16 protein-coding genes and 1 riboswitch are annotated in these 16,972 nt (G+C 64.3%); of the genes, 11 read left to right on the forward strand and 5 right to left on the reverse strand.

Annotation, left to right across the window (positions count from 1 at the left end):
* Window positions 1-7: 7 nt before the first annotated feature.
* The 3 genes from FS767_RS07845 to FS767_RS07855 form a co-directional block, all read right to left on the reverse strand.
* A complete protein-coding gene (locus FS767_RS07845; RefSeq protein ID WP_144964773.1) occupies window positions 8-820 on the reverse strand; it encodes an aldo/keto reductase in 813 nt (270 codons plus the stop codon).
* Window positions 817-1,992, reverse strand: coding sequence for an FAD-binding oxidoreductase (locus FS767_RS07850; protein WP_144964774.1), 1,176 nt, complete (start codon window positions 1,990-1,992; stop codon window positions 817-819). The genes FS767_RS07845 and FS767_RS07850 overlap by 4 nt, the downstream gene beginning before the upstream one ends.
* A gap of 104 nt (window positions 1,993-2,096) precedes the next feature.
* Window positions 2,097-2,429 (reverse strand): multidrug efflux SMR transporter, encoded by a 333-nt coding sequence (locus FS767_RS07855; RefSeq protein WP_144964775.1) that lies wholly within the window; start codon window positions 2,427-2,429, stop codon window positions 2,097-2,099.
* A gap of 83 nt (window positions 2,430-2,512) precedes the next feature.
* Here FS767_RS07855 and FS767_RS07860 point away from each other — a divergent pair, with 83 nt between their 5' ends.
* The gene (locus FS767_RS07860) at window positions 2,513-3,403 is read left to right on the forward strand and encodes a LysR family transcriptional regulator (protein ID WP_144964776.1); all 891 of its coding nucleotides are present in this window, start codon (window positions 2,513-2,515) and stop codon (window positions 3,401-3,403) included.
* An 11-nt stretch (window positions 3,404-3,414) separates the two neighbouring features.
* On the forward strand, window positions 3,415-4,686 hold the full coding sequence (waaA, locus tag FS767_RS07865; RefSeq protein ID WP_144964777.1) for a lipid IV(A) 3-deoxy-D-manno-octulosonic acid transferase: 1,272 nt from the start codon (window positions 3,415-3,417) through the stop codon (window positions 4,684-4,686).
* A gap of 83 nt (window positions 4,687-4,769) precedes the next feature.
* Here the strand turns inward: waaA and FS767_RS07870 are convergent, their stop codons facing one another.
* Window positions 4,770-6,203: a TolC family outer membrane protein gene (locus FS767_RS07870; protein WP_058604002.1), complete on the reverse strand. Its 1,434-nt coding sequence runs from the start codon at window positions 6,201-6,203 to the stop codon at window positions 4,770-4,772.
* 160 nt (window positions 6,204-6,363) lie between these two features.
* Window positions 6,364-6,470, forward strand: a riboswitch (TPP riboswitch).
* 154 nt (window positions 6,471-6,624) lie between these two features.
* Here FS767_RS07870 and thiC point away from each other — a divergent pair.
* Window positions 6,625-8,505, forward strand: coding sequence for a phosphomethylpyrimidine synthase ThiC (gene thiC / locus FS767_RS07875; RefSeq protein WP_144964778.1), 1,881 nt, complete (start codon window positions 6,625-6,627; stop codon window positions 8,503-8,505).
* A 120-nt stretch (window positions 8,506-8,625) separates the two neighbouring features.
* On the forward strand, window positions 8,626-9,909 hold the full coding sequence (gene cytX, locus FS767_RS07880; protein WP_144964779.1) for a putative hydroxymethylpyrimidine transporter CytX: 1,284 nt from the start codon (window positions 8,626-8,628) through the stop codon (window positions 9,907-9,909).
* On the opposite strand, the gene FS767_RS07885 is transcribed toward cytX, so the two are convergent.
* Window positions 9,878-10,624, reverse strand: a complete 747-nt coding sequence (locus FS767_RS07885; RefSeq protein ID WP_023533033.1) for an RsiV family protein — start codon at window positions 10,622-10,624, stop codon at window positions 9,878-9,880. The two genes, cytX and FS767_RS07885, sit on opposite strands and share 32 nt — an antisense overlap.
* Before the next feature lie 185 nt (window positions 10,625-10,809).
* Between FS767_RS07885 and FS767_RS07890 the strand changes: the two genes are divergently transcribed.
* The 7 genes from FS767_RS07890 (at window position 10,810) to FS767_RS07920 (ending at window position 16,971) form a co-directional block, all read left to right on the forward strand.
* On the forward strand, window positions 10,810-11,427 hold the full coding sequence (locus FS767_RS07890; RefSeq protein WP_023532940.1) for an NUDIX domain-containing protein: 618 nt from the start codon (window positions 10,810-10,812) through the stop codon (window positions 11,425-11,427).
* The gene (locus tag FS767_RS07895) at window positions 11,382-11,870 is read left to right on the forward strand and encodes a DUF1249 domain-containing protein (RefSeq protein ID WP_205885101.1); all 489 of its coding nucleotides are present in this window, start codon (window positions 11,382-11,384) and stop codon (window positions 11,868-11,870) included. The genes FS767_RS07890 and FS767_RS07895 overlap by 46 nt, the downstream gene beginning before the upstream one ends.
* 12 nt (window positions 11,871-11,882) lie before the next feature.
* Entirely contained in the window at window positions 11,883-12,683 is an 801-nt protein-coding gene (gene cpdA / locus FS767_RS07900) for a 3',5'-cyclic-AMP phosphodiesterase (protein WP_144964780.1), read from the forward strand.
* A gap of 241 nt (window positions 12,684-12,924) precedes the next feature.
* On the forward strand, window positions 12,925-13,533 hold the full coding sequence (locus tag FS767_RS07905) for a YqiA/YcfP family alpha/beta fold hydrolase (RefSeq protein ID WP_144964781.1): 609 nt from the start codon (window positions 12,925-12,927) through the stop codon (window positions 13,531-13,533).
* 35 nt (window positions 13,534-13,568) lie between these two features.
* Window positions 13,569-15,473: a DNA topoisomerase IV subunit B gene (gene parE / locus FS767_RS07910; protein WP_058603996.1), complete on the forward strand. Its 1,905-nt coding sequence runs from the start codon at window positions 13,569-13,571 to the stop codon at window positions 15,471-15,473.
* Entirely contained in the window at window positions 15,470-16,456 is a 987-nt protein-coding gene (locus FS767_RS07915) for an esterase-like activity of phytase family protein (protein WP_144964782.1), read from the forward strand. The genes parE and FS767_RS07915 overlap by 4 nt, the downstream gene beginning before the upstream one ends.
* The gene (locus FS767_RS07920) at window positions 16,453-16,971 is read left to right on the forward strand and encodes a TIGR02281 family clan AA aspartic protease (RefSeq protein ID WP_058638923.1); all 519 of its coding nucleotides are present in this window, start codon (window positions 16,453-16,455) and stop codon (window positions 16,969-16,971) included. Before FS767_RS07915 ends, FS767_RS07920 begins: the two co-directional genes overlap by 4 nt.
* Window position 16,972 lies beyond the last annotated feature (1 nt).

Raw genomic sequence — 16,972 nt, forward strand, 5'->3', positions numbered from 1 at the left:
GGCAGACTCAATGCTGGCCCAGGATTCGGGCGACGGTGGCCACGTTATGGGCCAGGTGCAACGGGTTGATGGTGCCCACGATAGCACTGCTGACGCCTGGGTGGGCGAACAGCAGCTCGAAGCTGGCACGGACCGGGTCGACGCCGGGTGCCAGGCAGGCATGGCCGCTGGCCAGGGCCTTTTTAACCAGGATGGCCTTGCCGTGCTGCGCAGCGTAGTCGAGTACCGGTTGCTCCGCCTGTTCGTTCAGGTTGAAGGTCACCATGGCGCAGTCGCCTTGCTCCAACGCCTTCAAGCCTCCGGCCGCCGTCTTGCCTGAAAAGCCGAAACCCAGGAGCTTGCCTTCACGCTTGAGCGCGGCCAAGGTCTCATACACTTCCTGCTGCTCGAGGATGGCCAGGTCATTACCGTCGGAGTGCACCAGCACCAGGTCGATACGGTCGGTTTCCAGCCGGCGCAGGCTGCGCTCTACCGAGCGGCGGGTGTGGGCTGCGCTGAAATCGAAGCGCGATTGACCGCCGTCGTATTCCTCGCCCACCTTGCTCACCAGCACCCAGGCATCGCGCTGACCCCGCAGCAGTGGGCCAAGGCGCTCTTCACTACGGCCATAGGCCGGAGCGGTGTCGAGCAGGTTGATGCCCAGGTCGCGGGCCTGGCCAAGCAGCAGCCTGGCTTCACCGTCGCCGGGGATGGTGAAGCCTGAAGGGTATTTGACGCCCTGGTCCCGGCCAAGCTTGACCGTGCCCAGCCCCAGGGGCGAAACCTGCAAACCCGTGCTGCCCAGGGGGCGATGCAGACCGTGGAGAGTTGGCAGGCTCATGGCAGCAGGGTCTCCCACGCAGGCTGGCCCAGCGGCGGGCGCGGCAAGTCGGTCAGGTCGGCCTGGGCCTGGGGCTGCACGGCGTCGCGTTGCAACTGGCGGATAACCCGATCGCTGAAATCAGGTGCCAGGGCCAGCTTGGTAGGCCAGCCCACCAGCAGCCGTTGCTGCTCGGCAAGAAACGCATTGTCCGGGCGCACCAGGCCGGACTGGGCAGGCTCGGCACGGTCCACCCGCAAGGTGGCCCAGTGCAGCTGGCTTTGATCCACCCAGGGCAGCAGGCTGGCCACTTCTTTCTGTGCCGCGGCGATCTGCTCGGCCGGCTCGCGGGCCACCCCATCGGCTTCGGCCAGCTCGCCGCCCAGGTACCACACCCACTGTCCGTCGGCGGCCGGGTGGGTGGTCACCGTCATGCGCGGCTTGGGGCCTGCGCCCAGGCAATGGGCATAGAGTGGCTTGAGGTTGGCCCCCTTGACCATCACCATGTGCAGGGGGCGGGTTTGCATGGCGGGCTGCTCCAGCCCCAGTGCCTGCAACAGGTCCGCGATGCCGGCGCCGGCGCTGAGCACGATGCGCTGGGCGCGGATGTCACGCCCATCCACACGCAGGCCCACCAGCTCGCCATGGTCGCGCAGCGGCTCGATGCGCTCGCCTGCCAAGAGGCTGTCACCGGCCAGTTCGGCCAGGTTGGCCAATAGGCTGGGCACGTCGATCACCAGCTCGGCCAAGCGATAGACCTTGCCCTTGAAGGCGCGGTCTTGCAACGCCGCAGGTAATTGGTCGCCTTTGACCTGATCCACCCGGCCACGCACCGCCTTGCTGGCGAAGAAGCTGGTGAGGTTGCCGGCCAGGGTGCCTGGAGACCACAGGTAATGCGCATCGGACAGCAAGCGCGTATGGCGCAGGTCCAGTTCGCCGTTGCCCGCCAAGGCTTCGCGCCAGCGGCGCGGCATGTCGGCAATCGCCTCCGAGGCGCCGGTCAAGGCCCCATGCAGTGCGTACTTGGTCCCGCCATGGATGATGCCCTGGGACTTGAGCGTCTGTGCGCCGCCTACCGTGGCGCGCTCCACCAGCACTGTCGAATAACCCAGGCGGCGCAAGCGGGCATTGAGCCAGAGGCCTGCGACCCCGGCGCCGACGATCAGCACGTCAGTGGAAATGGCAGATGGCATGGCGATACCTCGAAAACTGGGACAGCTGGCAAGTATACAGGCTCAGGATCGGATGCACGGGGTGGCGTGCGTCACGCATCCAGAGGCTGCTGCCAAGGCCTGGCTCAATGCCCCGTGGTCTTGGAGAACAACTGGATCACCACCACGCCGCCGACGATCATCGCCATGCCGAGCATCGCCGGGATGTCCAGCTTCTGCCCGTAGATCACCAGTGCTGCCACGCTAATCAGGACGATACCGAGCCCAGACCAGATCGCGTAGGCGATGCCCACCGGAATGCTGCGCACCACCAGCGTCAGCATCCAGAACGCGATGCCATAACCAACCACCATCAGCAGCAAAGGCAATGGCGTGCTAAGGCCTTTGACGGCCTTCATGGAAGCAGTGGCGACGACTTCGGCGCAGATGGCAATCGCAAGGTAGGTGTAGGCATTCATGACGGTTCTCCATTCGATGGGCGCATTCTAGGCCGTGCTCGGATGCGGTAAAGTCATTACCTATCTGGCAAGGAGATAGGTGGATGGCCGAGCAATGGAGTCTGGATCAGCTGCGCACGTTCATGCGAGTGGCTGAGCTGCGTTCGTTTTCGGCGGTTGCACGCGAACAGCACAAGGCTCAGTCAGCGATCAGCAGCGCCATCGCCCTGCTCGAAGCGGACCTTGGGGTCACCTTGTTCGAACGCAGCAGTGGGCGCCAACCGAAGCTCACCGCAAACGGCGAAGCGCTGCTTGCCGATGCCCGTGAGCTGCTGCGCCAATGCGAGCGCCTGGACGGGCGGGCCCTGGCACTGATGCGTGGCCAGGAAGCACTGCTGCGGGTGGCGCAGGATGAGGCAATGCCGTATCAGCCTGTCATCGACAGCCTGGATGAGCTGGCAACCTGTTACCCCTTTCTGGAAGTGCAACTGGCCAGCGGCGCTCAGGGCGATGTCGCGCGCAAGCTGGTGGAGCGGCGCGCCGACTTGGGGTTGTTCTTTCACCACGAGCGCATACCGGCGTCGCTTGAACGGCGGGCCTTGGGTAGCGTGGAAATGGTCACGGTCTGCGCCGTCGGCCACCCTTTGGCGCAGGCCGGCCGGGTGGACCGACAGCAACTGGCGCGCCATCGACAGCTGCTGATCACGCCCCAGCAGAGCGGTTACCCGGGGGGTGAGGCGATCAGCCCGCAGGTATGGCGGGCCGACAGCTTCTATGCCATGGCCGAACTGCTGATGCGTGGGCTGGGCTGGGCATGGCTGCCGCGCCATGTGGTGCAGTACCCCACCTATCAGGCGCACATGGTAGAGCTGGCCAGCGACTGGCGGCCACCGGCGCTGGTGGTGGAGCTTGCCTGGCGTCGGGACGAACCGCTGGGGCCTGCTGCGCAGTGGCTGGCGGAGCGCTTTGCGGTGCATTTGCGTGCGATCGGGTAAACTGCGTCGCCATGAACAGAACCCTCTACACCTTGCTGTTTCACCTGGGCCTGCCACTGCTGGCGCTGCGCCTGTATTTGCGTGCGCGCAAGGCTCCGGCCTACGGCCGCCGCCTCGGTGAGCGGTTTGCCTTCAGGCTACCGGCCATGCGCAAAGGCGGCATCTGGGTGCATGCCGTCTCGGTGGGCGAAAGCATTGCAGCCGCGCCCATGGTGCGCGCCCTGCTCAAGGCCTACCCTGAGCTGCCGATTACACTGACGTGCATGACGCCCACCGGGTCGGAGCGCATTGGCGCCCTGTTCGGCGATGAACCCCGGGTCCAGCATTGCTACTTGCCATATGACCTGCCGTGGGCGGCAGGGCGCTTTCTCGACCATGTGCAGCCAAGGCTGGGCGTGATCATGGAAACCGAACTCTGGCCCAATCACATCCATCAATGCGCCAGGCGTGGCATCCCTGTGGCGCTGGCCAACGCGCGCTTGTCAGAACGCTCGGCCCGTGGCTACGGGCGGTTTGCCAGGCTGACCCGGCCCATGCTGGCCGAAATGAGCCTGATTGCCGCGCAGACCGAAGTGGAGGCCCAGCGCTTTCTTGCACTCGGAGCGCGTACTGGCTGCGTGCAGGTGACCGGCTCGATCAAGTTCGACCTGAAGATCGATGAGCACCTGGTGCCGCGGGCCCAGGCCTTGCGCCAGCAATGGGCCGCCACTTCGCGCCCGGTGTGGATCGCCGCCAGCACCCACGATGGCGAAGATGCCCTGGTCCTGCAGGCGCACCGGCAGTTGCTGCAGGTGCATGGGGATGCGCTGTTGATCCTGGTACCCCGGCATCCGGAGCGCTTTGAGGCGGTCCATGCCTTATGCAGCCAGCAGTTTGCCACGGTGCGTCGCTCCACCGGGCTGCCGGTGCTTGCACAAACCCAAGTGCTGCTGGGCGACACCATGGGTGAGTTGCTGTTCTTGTATGCCCTGGCCGACATGGCGTTCGTCGGCGGCAGCCTGGTGCCGACCGGCGGGCACAATCCGTTGGAGCCGGCAGCCCTGGCGCTACCGGTGCTGATGGGGCCGCACGTGTTCAATTTTCTCGAGATCAGTGCCATGTTGCGCGAGGCGGGCGGGTTGCAGCAGGTCGATGACGCCCAGGGGCTGGCCGGTGCCGTGCAGCGGCTGGTCGAATTACCGCAAGATGCCCGGCGCATGGGTGAGGCGGGCAGGGCGGTGATGAGGGCCAATCAGGGGGCGTTGCAGCGCTTGCTCGAGGGATTGGAAAAGTTGATGCCCTGAGCTCACCACGGGGGCGATGGCTGCGGTTGGCGTGATCAGGGGGCCGCTTTTGCGGCCCATCTTGCAGTTCGGACAGCCCGCCCTCAGGGCCTGCGCTCGAAATTCTTCGCCGCCGCTGCCGCCAGGTCCGGTGGCAGGAAATCCTTGTCCGGGTTGTAGTCGGGTTTCAGGTAGCGCTTGAGGTCCTGCAGGTCTTGCGGGCTCAGGGTACCGGCTGCCTGTTTCAGGCTCAGGTTGTCGAGGATGTAGGCGTACCGGCTGTTGTTGTAGTCGCGCACCGAGGTGTACAGCTGGCGCTGGGCGTCGAGCACGTCGACGATGTTGCGGGTGCCCACCTGATAGCCGATTTCGGTAGCCTCAAGTGCGCTCTGGTTGGAAATGATCGACTGCTTGCGCGCCTGCACCTGTTCGACGTCGGTGTTCACCGCGCGGTGCAGGTTGCGGGTGTTCTCCACCACCTGGCGGCGCAGGCTTTCGCGCTGCTGCTCGCTCTGGCTAAGGCGTTGGTAGGCTTCGCGTACCTGTGAACTGGTCAGCCCGCCGCTGTAGATGGGGATGTTCAACTGCAAGCCAACGGTGGTCTGCTCCACGTCGCCGCCATAGCGAACACCCAGCGGTGAAGGGTTGCTAAAGCCCAGGTTGTCGTTGTCACCCTTCTGGTACTTGGCTACGGCATCCACGGTCGGGGCGTGACCGGCCTTGCGCTGACGCAGCGTTTCTTCCGCCGCGGACACTGCGTAGTTGGTCGCCAGCAGGTTGAGGTTCTGCCGGCCTGCGGTTTCGACCCAGGCCTTGGCGTCGTTGGGCACGGGCACCTGCACCGGCAGGCTGTGCACCACACCCTGGATAGCGGTGTACTCCCGGTTGGTCAGGGTAACCAACGCCTCGAAGGCATCCTGCACCTGACGGTCGGCGATGATGCGGTTGGCGCGGGCCGTGTCGTAACTGGCCTGGGACTGCAGCACGTCGGTCTTGTCCGAAAGCCCCACGTCAAAACGCTCGTTGGACTGGTCGAGCTGACGCTTGAGGGCCGCTTCCTCGGCCTTGCTGGCCGCCAAGTTGTCCTGTGCACGCAGCACCGCGAAGTAGCTTTGCGCCGTCTGCAGGATCAGGTTCTGCTCGGTGGCAGACAGCTCCAGCGCGGCCTGTTCGTTGACCGCTTCGGCAGCCTGCAACTGGAACCAGCGGTCGGCGCGGAAGATGGGCTGGGCCAGGGTCGCGCTCCAGGCATTGCCGCTGCGGTTGGATGTGATCGACGGCTCGTCGAGCTTGGTGCGGGTGCTTTGCATTTCGGCACCGGCCGACAGGTTGGGCAGCAAGCCGGCACGGGCCTGGGGCACGATTTCGCGACGCGCGCCGTAGTCGGCGCGAGCGGCGGCCAGATCGGCGTTGTTCTGTACCGCTTCCTGGTAAACGCTCACCAGATCGGTCTTCACCGTAGCCGGCACGTCCGCTGCCCAGGCCATCGTCTGGGACGCACAAGACACGGCCAGGGCCAGTGAGAGTTTGCGCAGCATAGGGGCAATCCTTGTACGAAATGTAATTACTGAACTATTGAGTTTCGTGTGATGACGCAGTGTAGTGCCACGCGCACCGGGCAACAATCACCCCGGATGCCGTTGATCATTCCCGGGATTGCTCGCTTGGCTTTGCCGGCAACTCCAGTCTAGACTGCGCATGTTCTTGTCGGGGTGCCTTGAAGCAAAGGCTGAGATCGCATAGGTGCGGATCCCGTTGAACCTGATCAGGTTAGCGCCTGCGTAGGGAACAAGATTGCTCGCCTTCCCGGGGAGCCTCTTGTGCCAGGTCCGGGAAAGCATCGGCTGTTTGCAGCCCATGACACCCCGTCTTTGGCACCGCACCCGTCTAGGAGTGCGTCCGCGTCCTTCAGGTTCACCCCGACATTCCACTGCTAGGAAGCCGTCTGGAGAGCCTGTGATGACCCAACAAGAAAAAGCGATGAACCTCAGCGAATCGGCGCAAGTCGATCAGCAGTCCGTGCAGCCGTTTCCGCGCTCGCGCAAGGTTTATGTCCAGGGCTCGCGCCCGGATATTCGCGTACCGATGCGCGCGATCAGCCTGGCCGACACGCCTACCGATTTTGGGGGTGAGAGCAATGCGCCCGTGCTGGTCTACGACACTTCCGGCCCTTACACCGACCCAGAGGTGTTGAACGACGTGCGCAAAGGCCTGGCCGACGTGCGTTCGGCCTGGATCGACGCACGGGGTGACACCGAGCGCCTGAGCGGGCTGAGCTCCCACTTCGGCCAGCAGCGGCTGAACGACGCCGAACTGGCCAAGCTGCGCTTCGCCCATGTCCGCAACCCGCGTCGTGCCAAGCCAGGCGCCAATGTGTCGCAGATGCATTACGCCCGCCAGGGCATCATCACCGCCGAGATGGAATACGTGGCCATCCGCGAGAACATGAAGCTGCAGGAGGCCCGGGCGGCAGGCCTGCTCGATACGCAGCATGCCGGTCACAGCTTCGGCGCCAGCATTCCCAAGGAAATCACCCCCGAGTTCGTACGTGAGGAAGTGGCCCGTGGCCGCGCCATCATCCCGGCCAACATCAACCATACCGAGCTGGAGCCGATGATCATCGGCCGCAACTTCCTGGTGAAGATCAACGGCAACATCGGCAACAGTGCGCTGGGTTCGTCCATCGAAGAAGAAGTGGCCAAGCTCACCTGGGGCATTCGCTGGGGCTCGGACACCGTCATGGACTTGTCCACCGGCAAGCACATCCATGAAACCCGCGAGTGGATCATTCGCAACTCCCCCGTGCCCATCGGCACCGTTCCCATCTACCAGGCATTGGAAAAGGTTGGCGGTGTGGCCGAGGACCTGACCTGGGAGCTGTTTCGCGACACGCTGATCGAACAGGCCGAGCAGGGCGTGGACTACTTCACCATCCATGCCGGGGTACTGCTGCGCTATGTGCCGCTGACCGCCAAGCGCGTCACCGGCATCGTCAGCCGGGGTGGCTCGATCATGGCCAAGTGGTGCCTGGCGCATCACCAGGAGAACTTCCTGTACACCCACTTCGATGAAATCTGCGAAATCATGAAGGCCTACGACGTCAGCTTCTCGCTGGGCGATGGCCTGCGCCCAGGCTCGATCGCCGACGCCAACGATGCGGCGCAGTTCGGCGAGCTGGAAACCCTGGGCGAACTGACCAAGATCGCCTGGAAGCACGATGTGCAATGCATGATCGAAGGCCCTGGCCATGTGCCGATGCAGTTGATCAAAGAGAACATGGACAAGCAGCTCGAGTGCTGTGACGAAGCGCCGTTCTACACCCTGGGCCCGCTGACCACCGACATCGCCCCTGGCTACGACCACATCACCTCCGGCATCGGGGCGGCCATGATCGGCTGGTTCGGCTGCGCCATGCTCTGCTATGTGACGCCTAAGGAACACCTGGGGCTGCCTGACAAGGACGACGTCAAGACCGGCATCATCACCTACAAGATTGCAGCCCATGCAGCCGACCTGGCCAAAGGTCACCCAGGGGCCCAGATTCGCGATAACGCGTTGTCGAAGGCGCGCTTCGAGTTTCGCTGGGAAGACCAGTTCAACCTAGGGTTGGACCCTGACACGGCGCGTGCCTTCCACGACGAAACGCTGCCCAAGGAGTCGGCCAAGGTGGCGCATTTCTGCTCCATGTGCGGGCCGAAGTTCTGCTCCATGAAGATCACCCAGGAAGTGCGTGAATACGCCGCCCGGATCGAAACCGTGGACGTCTCGGTGGAGCAGGGCATGCGCGAGCAGGCCGAGCGCTTCCGCCAGGCCGGCAGCCAGCTGTACCACAAGGTCTGAGGCCCAGCCTTTGGGCCAAGGTGGGCATACCCTACGCCGCGAAGCAGGTACCTGCTGCAACGCGGTTTGCCGCCTGCCTTGCGCCCATCCCTACAATCACATTGCCGAGTGCGAGCAAGCATGACCACGTCCAGTCAATTCTCCCCCGATCATCCCATCCCCAACGGCCAACGCGTGTTCGGCGGCCGCGACCTGTTTTCACTATGGTTTTCCCTAGGCATCGGCCTGATGGTGCTGCAAGTCGGTGCCATGCTGGCGCCGGGCCTTGGCCTGTCCGGGGCTATCCTGGCCATCGCCCTGGGCACCGGGGTCGGTGTGCTGTTGTTAGGTGCTGCCGGTGTGATCGGCAGTGACACCGGCTTGTCCGCAATGGGTACGCTCAAGCTCAGCCTGGGGGCGCAAGGTGCGCGCTTGCCAGCGCTGCTTAACGTATTGCAGCTGATAGGCTGGGGCGCCTTCGAGATCATCGTCATGCGCGATGCTGCCAGCCTGCTGGGTGCACGAGCCTTCGGTGAGGCCAGCGTGTGGAACAGCCCGGTACTGTGGACGCTGTGTTTCGGCGCGCTGGCCACCGTGCTGGCGGTCAGCGGGCCGTTGGCCTTCGTGCGCAAGATCCTGCGGGCCTGGGGTATCTGGCTGCTGCTGGGCGCCTGTGCCTGGCTGACCTGGAACCTGTTCGCCAAGGCTGACCTGGCGACGCTGTGGCAACGCGGCGGGGATGGGTCGATGTCGCTGGCCGTGGGCTTTGACATCGTCATCGCCATGCCCCTGTCGTGGTTGCCGCTGATTGCCGACTATTCGCGGTTTGCCCGTGACGGCAGGCATGTGTTCGGCAGTACGGTGGTGGGGTACTTCATCGGCAACACCTGGCTGATGAGCCTGGGGGTGGCCTACACCTTGGCCTTCGCGGCGCAGGGCGAAGTCAATGCCCTGCTACTGGCGCTCGCCGGGGCTGGCATGGGTATTCCGTTGTTGCTGATTCTGCTCGACGAATCGGAAAAAGCCTTCGCCGATATTCATTCGGCGGCGGTCTCCGCCGGGGTGCTGGCACGCGTGAAGGTAGAACACCTGGCCCTGGCCATCGGTGTGCTGTGCACGTTGATCGCCCTGTTGGCACCGCTTGCGCAGTACGAGAACTTCCTGCTGCTGATCGGCTCGGTGTTCGCCCCGCTGTTCGGCGTAGTGCTGATGGACCATTACTGGGTTCGCCGTCGCAGCGTTCCAGCCCATGTGGGGGCGCTGCACTGGCCGGCATTGCTGGCATGGGCGGCAGGGGTGGCGGCGTATCACATCATCGCCACCCAGGCGCCGGACCTGGGCGCGACCCTGCCGGCGCTGGTGCTGGCAGGGGTGTTGTATGGCGTGTTGAACCTCAGCCGCGGCCGGGGAACAGTTCGGGCTTGATCACGCCATTGAGGCGTGGGTAAGGGATTTTCAGCTCCACATGGCCCATGGAATACGGCGCGATGGCGTACACCTCGTACTTCACCACCACCGCGCCGTAGGTCAGGGCGATATGGGGCGAGCGTTTGAATGGCCAGGTCTTGATGAACTCGGCATCCTTGTCCATGCCGACACTGATCAGCCAGGCGCGGTGCGATTCCTCCACCGTCTTCCAGAACGTTTCTTCCTGGCCCGGGACCAGCATGTCCTGCAGGGTCAGGACCTTGTCCAGCTTGCGTGAATAGTTGATGAAGGCACGACCTGGCATGCCATGGGCGCCACCGGTATCCAGGTAGCTGGACAACTCGATGATCACCAGCCCGTCATGCTGTTCGCGTACCTTGGCCTGCAAGTAGCTGCTGTTGCGCTTCTCGGCGCTGGCCAGGTAGTGCTGTTCGTAGGCTTGCAACGTGGTCGGTGCTGCCCCGTGCTGGTTGTCCTCGGTCAGCTGCAGCAGGCGCTTTTCGACAATACCGTCGAGTTTGGGCAGCGCCGGGAAATGCACGGTGTCAATATTCACCAACGGGCAATCACGCTCGCTGCAGCCTGGCTTGACGTGCTCCCAGGCTTCGCGCTTGACCTCGAGCGGTGCTCGGTAGTTGGGGGCGAACAGGCTCTGGCATGCGCCCAGCGCCAAGGCCAGCACAGCGATGGATGTCAGTTTGACAAGTGTCATGATGATCCTTGCAAGAACAGGGAAAAGTCGGCCTTTGACCGTCGGCATGGCCTTCAGTTCGCCACTAAGCTAACAGAGACCGGGCCCGCTGTGCCATGTACACCAACGGTTGTCGCCGGGGGGTGAAACGTGCCAGCGTGCAGAGTAGGATGGCGCGATGCAGCAGCGATGCAACGAGGATTTTCATGTCGGATACGTTGAATTCAGTGCCCCAGGCGGTCGAGATCGTCAAGCGGGACAAGTGCTTCCAGGGCTTTTACAGGCTCGACAAGCTGCACCTTCGCCATGAGCTGTTCGCCGGTGGAATGGGCCGGGAAATCAGCCGTGAGCTGTTCGTGCGCCATGACGCGGTGTGCGTTTTGCCGTACGACCCGCAGCGCGATGAAGTGGTCCTGATCGAGCAGTTTCGTGTGGGCGCCCTGGACAAGGTCGCCAACCCCTGGTTGATCGAGATGGTCGCCGGGCTGATCGACAAGGACGAGCAGCCAGAAGAAGTGGCGCACCGTGAGGCCGAGGAAGAGGCCGGCCTGACGTTCAGCGCGCTGTGGCCGATGACGCGCTACTTCCCTTCGCCAGGCGGCAGTGACGAATACGTCCACCTGTTCCTTGGCCGCTGCAGCGCCGAGGGTGCCGGTGGCCTGCACGGGCTGGAGTCTGAAGGCGAGGATATCCGGGTGCGCGTGTGGTCGTTCGAGGATGCCTTGCAGGCGGTACGCGACGGGCGCATCTGCAATGCCGCGACCATCATCGGCTTGCAATGGCTCGCCCTGAACCGCGACGAAGTTCGAGGTATGTGGAAGTGAACCTGCTGCGCGAGCGCTACCGGGTCGACCTGGCCGGATTGCAGGCCGCCTGCGAGGCCAACTATGCCCGGCTGATGCGCCTGCTCCCGGACATGCGCACCACCCAGAGCTCGCGCAGCATCGGCATGACCCAGGGCGACCAGATGCTGGGCGTGCTGGTGCTCGACGTGGTCCTGGCCTGCCCCTACACCACCACGCTGCGCATACGCCAGGAGCACAGCCTGCCCTGGCTGCCGGTCCCGGTCATGGAAGTGCAGGTTTACCACGACGCCCGCATGGCCGAAGTGGTGAGCGCCGAGCACGCCCGGCGTCTGCGCAGCATCTACCCTTACCCCAACGCCGCCATGCACCAGCCGGACGAAAAAGCCCAGCTGAACCTGTTCCTGGGTGAATGGCTTTCCCACTGCCTGGCCTGCGGCCACGAACTGGTAAGCGCTCGCTGAAAGGAGACGGCCTTGCCGCACTTGAACCCTGCCGGCACCGTTAACGTGGTGCACCTGACCGACGCCCACCTGTTCGCCAGCCCCGAGGGCAGCATGCTGGGCCTTAATACCCGCGACAGCCTACGCCATGTGGTGCGGCAGGCATTGCGCGAGCAGAGCGACACGCACCTGCTGGTGTGCACGGGGGACTTGTCCCAGGACGCCAGCGTTGCTTCCTACGCGGCCTTTGAGCAATTGACCGCAGGCTTTGCTGCGCCGGCGCGCTGGCTGCCGGGCAACCATGACGAAGCGCAGGTGATGGCGCAGGTGGCGCCCGAGTTGGTGCAGCCGGTTACCGACATCGGGGCCTGGCGCATCGTCATGCTCGACACGGCAGTGCCAGGAGCGGCCCATGGTTGGCTGCAGGATACTCAGCTCAGCCTGCTGGAAACTGCATTGCGCACGTCAGGGGAGCGCCACTGCCTGGTGTGCCTGCACCATCAACCGGTCGACATCGGCTGTGCATGGATCGCCCCCATCGGCCTGCGCAACGCCGATGCGCTGTTCGCCGTGATCGATCGTCACCCCCAGGTGCGCGCGCTGTTGTGGGGGCACGTGCATCAGGAATGGGATCAATGGCGCGGCGACCTGCGGCTGCTGGCCACGCCTTCGACCTGTATCCAGTTCGCCCCAGGCAGTGACGATTTCGAGGTAAGCCAGCAGCATCCTGGCTATCGCTGGATCCGCTTGCAGACTGATGGGACGGTGGACACGGGGGTGGAGCGGGCAGTGGATTTCGAGGTCAGGCTCGATTTCGATAGCCCGGGGTATTGAACCGCGCGGGCTATCCTGCACCCGCTCTCCAAGCGAGCGCGTTTCCATATAGATAGATGCCGGTCAGGCCCCCATCCCGCCGCTTGCACCGAAACTGCGAATCCACTCAGTGACTCTCCATCCTGCCCGTCGCGGAATGTGTTTCAGAAAAACCGGCGCGGCGCCAAAACCTTGCGAACGCGATACACTGCGCGTCCCTGCGCCTGCCTACAGGCGCAACGCTACAGCTTCCGGGGGCAGCATGTCGGGTTCCATCCTCTATATACACGGCTTCAACAGCTCGCCGTTGTCAGCCAAGGCCAGGCAGCTTCAGGCCGTCATGCAGCACCTCGGGCTGATCGACCGGCTGCGCCTGCCAGCGCTGCATCATCATCCCCGCCAGGCCATCGAGCAGCTTGAAGGTTGCATCGCCGAACTGGGCGCGCCGTTGCTGGTGGGCAGTTCACTGGGCGGCTACTATGCCACCTACCTGGCCGAGCGCCATGGCCTCAAGGGCTTACTGGTCAACCCCGCCGTAGGGCCGCACCGCCTGTTCGACGGCTATTTGGGTACCCAGCACAACCATCACACAGGCCAGGCGTGGGAGTTGACCCTCGACCACGTCCAGGCGCTGGCCGAGCTGGAGGTCCCGCCCCCTACGGACCCAAGCCGCTACCAGGTATGGTTGCAGACCGGCGACGAAACCCTGGACTATCGCCACGCCGAGCGGTACTACCGCCACTGCGCGCTGCGTATCCAGGCCGGTGGCGACCACAGCTTCCAAGGCTTCGCCGAGCGCCTGCCGGCCCTACTGGCCTTCGCCGGGGTTGCCCCGACGCAGTACGCTGCACTCGATTTTTCTGTATTTTGATTTTTTTGCATTCACCAGACTGACGACGAGACCCCATGGCCAATCCCAGCGCTAGCGCCTATAACGCAGACGCCATCGAAGTCCTCTCGGGCCTTGACCCGGTTCGCAAGCGGCCGGGCATGTATACCGACACCAGCCGCCCCAACCACCTGGCCCAGGAAGTCATCGACAACAGTGTCGACGAAGCCCTCGCCGGCCACGCCCGTTCGGTGCAGGTCATCCTGCACGCCGACCATTCGCTGGAAGTCAGCGACGATGGTCGCGGCATGCCAGTGGACATCCACCCTGAAGAAGGCGTATCGGGCGTCGAACTGATCCTTACCAAGCTGCATGCCGGCGGTAAGTTCTCCAACAAGAACTACCAATTCTCCGGCGGCCTCCATGGCGTCGGTATTTCGGTGGTCAACGCCTTGTCCACGCAGGTGCGCGTGCGGGTGAAGCGTGACGGCAACGAATACCAGATGACCTTTGCCGATGGCTTCAAGTCAAGCGAGCTGGAAGTGGTCGGCACGGTCGGCAAGCGCAACACCGGCACCAGCGTCTATTTCAGCCCAGACCCCAAGTACTTCGACTCCCCGCGGTTTTCCATCAGCCGGCTCAAGCACGTACTCAAGGCCAAGGCCGTGCTCTGTCCAGGCCTGCTGGTCAGTTTCGAGGACAAGGCCAGCGGCGAGAAGGTGGAATGGCATTACGAAGACGGCCTGCGCTCCTACCTCGTGGATTCGGTCAGTGACTTCCAGCGCCTGCCCGACGAGCCGTTCTGCGGCAGCCTGGCCGGCAACAAGGAAGCGGTCGACTGGGCCCTGCTGTGGCTGCCCGAAGGGGGCGACAGCATTCAGGAAAGCTACGTCAACCTGATCCCCACGGCCCAGGGCGGCACCCATGTCAACGGCCTTCGCCAGGGCCTGCTGGACGCGATGCGTGAGTTCTGCGAGTTCCGCAACCTGCTGCCCCGTGGCGTGAAGCTGGCCCCCGAAGACGTCTGGGAGCGCATCACCTTCGTGCTGTCGATGAAGATGCAGGACCCACAGTTCTCCGGGCAGACCAAGGAGCGCCTTTCCTCGCGCGAAGCCGCCGCCTTCGTCTCAGGCGTGGTCAAGGATGCCTTCAGCCTGTGGCTCAACGCCCACCCGGAGCTGGGCATGCAGCTGGCCGAGTTGGCCATCAGCAACGCCGGTCGCCGCCTTAAGGCCAGCAAGAAGGTCGAGCGCAAGCGCATCACCCAGGGCCCGGCACTGCCGGGTAAGCTGGCCGATTGCGCGGGCCAGGACCCGATGCGCGCCGAGCTGTTCCTGGTCGAGGGCGACTCGGCCGGTGGTTCGGCCAAGCAGGCGCGTGACAAGGAATTCCAGGCGATCCTGCCGCTGCGTGGCAAGATCCTCAATACCTGGGAAGTGGACGGCGGTGAAGTGCTCGCCAGCCAGGAAGTGCACAACATCGCCGTCGCCATTGGCGTGGACCCAGGCGCTACCGACCTGGCGCAGCTTCGTTACGGCAAGGTGTGCATCCTGGCCGACGCCGACTCCGACGGCCTGCACATCGCCACCCTGCTGTGCGCGCTGTTCGTGCAGCATTTCCGGGCACTGGTCGAAGCCGGTCATGTGTATGTGGCCATGCCGCCGCTGTACCGTATCGACCTGGGCAAGGAAATCTACTATGCCCTGGATGAAGCCGAACGAGACGGCATTCTCGACCGCCTGGTGGCAGAGAAAAAGCGCGGCAAGCCGCAGGTTACCCGCTTCAAGGGCCTGGGCGAGATGAACCCGCCCCAGTTACGCGAAACCACCATGGACCCCAACACTCGGCGCCTGGTCCAGCTCACCCTGGACGACGTGCAGACCACGTGCGAGCTGATGGACAAGCTGTTGGCCAAGAAGCGTGCAGGGGATCGCAAGGCCTGGCTGGAAACCAAGGGCAACCTGGCCGAGGTCATGGTTTGATTCGTTGGCTCCTGGCGGCTTGCCTGCCGCTGGTGGCCTTGCCGACCCTGGCAGACACCTGGCCTGAACTTGAACTGATCGGCGAGCACCCCATCGATGGCATGCGTGCCGGTAACCTGTCGGGCCTTGCGCAATGCCGGGGTAGCTTATGGGGTGTCTCGGACCGCGACGACGACCGCCTCTACCGTTTCGAACTCAAGGACGGTGCGTGGCAGGCGCAGGCAGTGGCGTTCGACCCACCACCGGTGCCGGAGAGTGGCTTGCCGTGGGGGCTGAAAATGCGGACCTGGCTGGCGTCGTGGCTGCGCGGTGGCGACCTTGATTTCGAGGGCATCACCTGTGACCAGGCCGGCAACCTGTACCTGGTCAGCGAGGCGCATGCCGCCGTGCTGCAACTGCCTGTTTCGGGCGCGCCGCACTGGCTGAAGATCGATTCGGCCATGGTGCGCCAGGCACGGGCCAGCGGCATGCTGCTGAACTTCAATGCGCTGTTCGAAGGCGTGGCCGTCAACCCTGCCGGCGATCGCCTGTGGCTGGCTGGTGAGCGTGAGCGCCGTGGGCTGGTGGCCATCGAGCGCCAACAGTCGGTGTGGGCCTGCGGGCGACGCTGCGTCCTGTTCAGCGAAGCCGGTGTAGAGATGCAGCCGCCGCAGCTACCCGATGCGCGACCGGTTTCGCGGGACTTTGCCGACCTGGCCTGGTTCGACGGCAAACTGTTCACGCTCGAGCGCAATGCCTATCGCATCTGTCGCCGCGATGCCGACAGCGGTCAGATCGAGCGCTGCTGGTCGTTTGCGGCCGACGCGTTGACCGAGCCACGCCGCTATGACCAGCTGTTCGGTGTGGCCGAGGCGCTAGTGGTCGACGCCGAGGGGGCGTGGATCGGCCTGGACAACAATGAAGACGCGCGTGCCGATGGCGAGCGCCGGCCGATCGTCTGGCGCTTTGCTGCCCCTGCCGGCGGCTGGAGTGCCAAGCCGTGAGCCAGGCACCGGGCAAACGGGCGGGCAGGGTGCTGATGATCCTGGCCTGGGCGGCGGCGCTGTTCCTGGCCACGCGCTTCTTCGGGCAATGGGAAGACCGCCAGCGCAACCCCAATGCCCAGGTCCAGTCCTCCCATGGACAAGGGTTTGTCGAGGTGCGCCTGCTGGGCAATGGCCAGGGCCACTTCGTCGCCGATGGCGCCATCAATGGCCAGGTGGTGCATTTCATGCTCGACACCGGTGCCACGGATGTCGCCATACCCGAATCCCTGGCCGACGGCCTTGCGCTCAAACGTGGCAGCCCGGTAACCGTCAGCACCGCCAACGGTCGCACGCAAGGCTATCGCACCCGGCTGGACAGCCTGCAATTGGGCGATATCCACCTGCGCGACATCCGCGCGATCGTGGTGCCGGGCCTGGATGGCACCACCGTGCTGTTAGGCATGAGCGCCTTGAAACAACTTGAATTTACCCAGCGCGGCGGCACCATGCTGCTGCGCCAGAACCTGAAATGAC

This window comes from Pseudomonas sp. DE0010, assembly GCF_007680745.1.
Lineage (GTDB): Bacteria > Pseudomonadota > Gammaproteobacteria > Pseudomonadales > Pseudomonadaceae > Aquipseudomonas > Aquipseudomonas parafulva_B.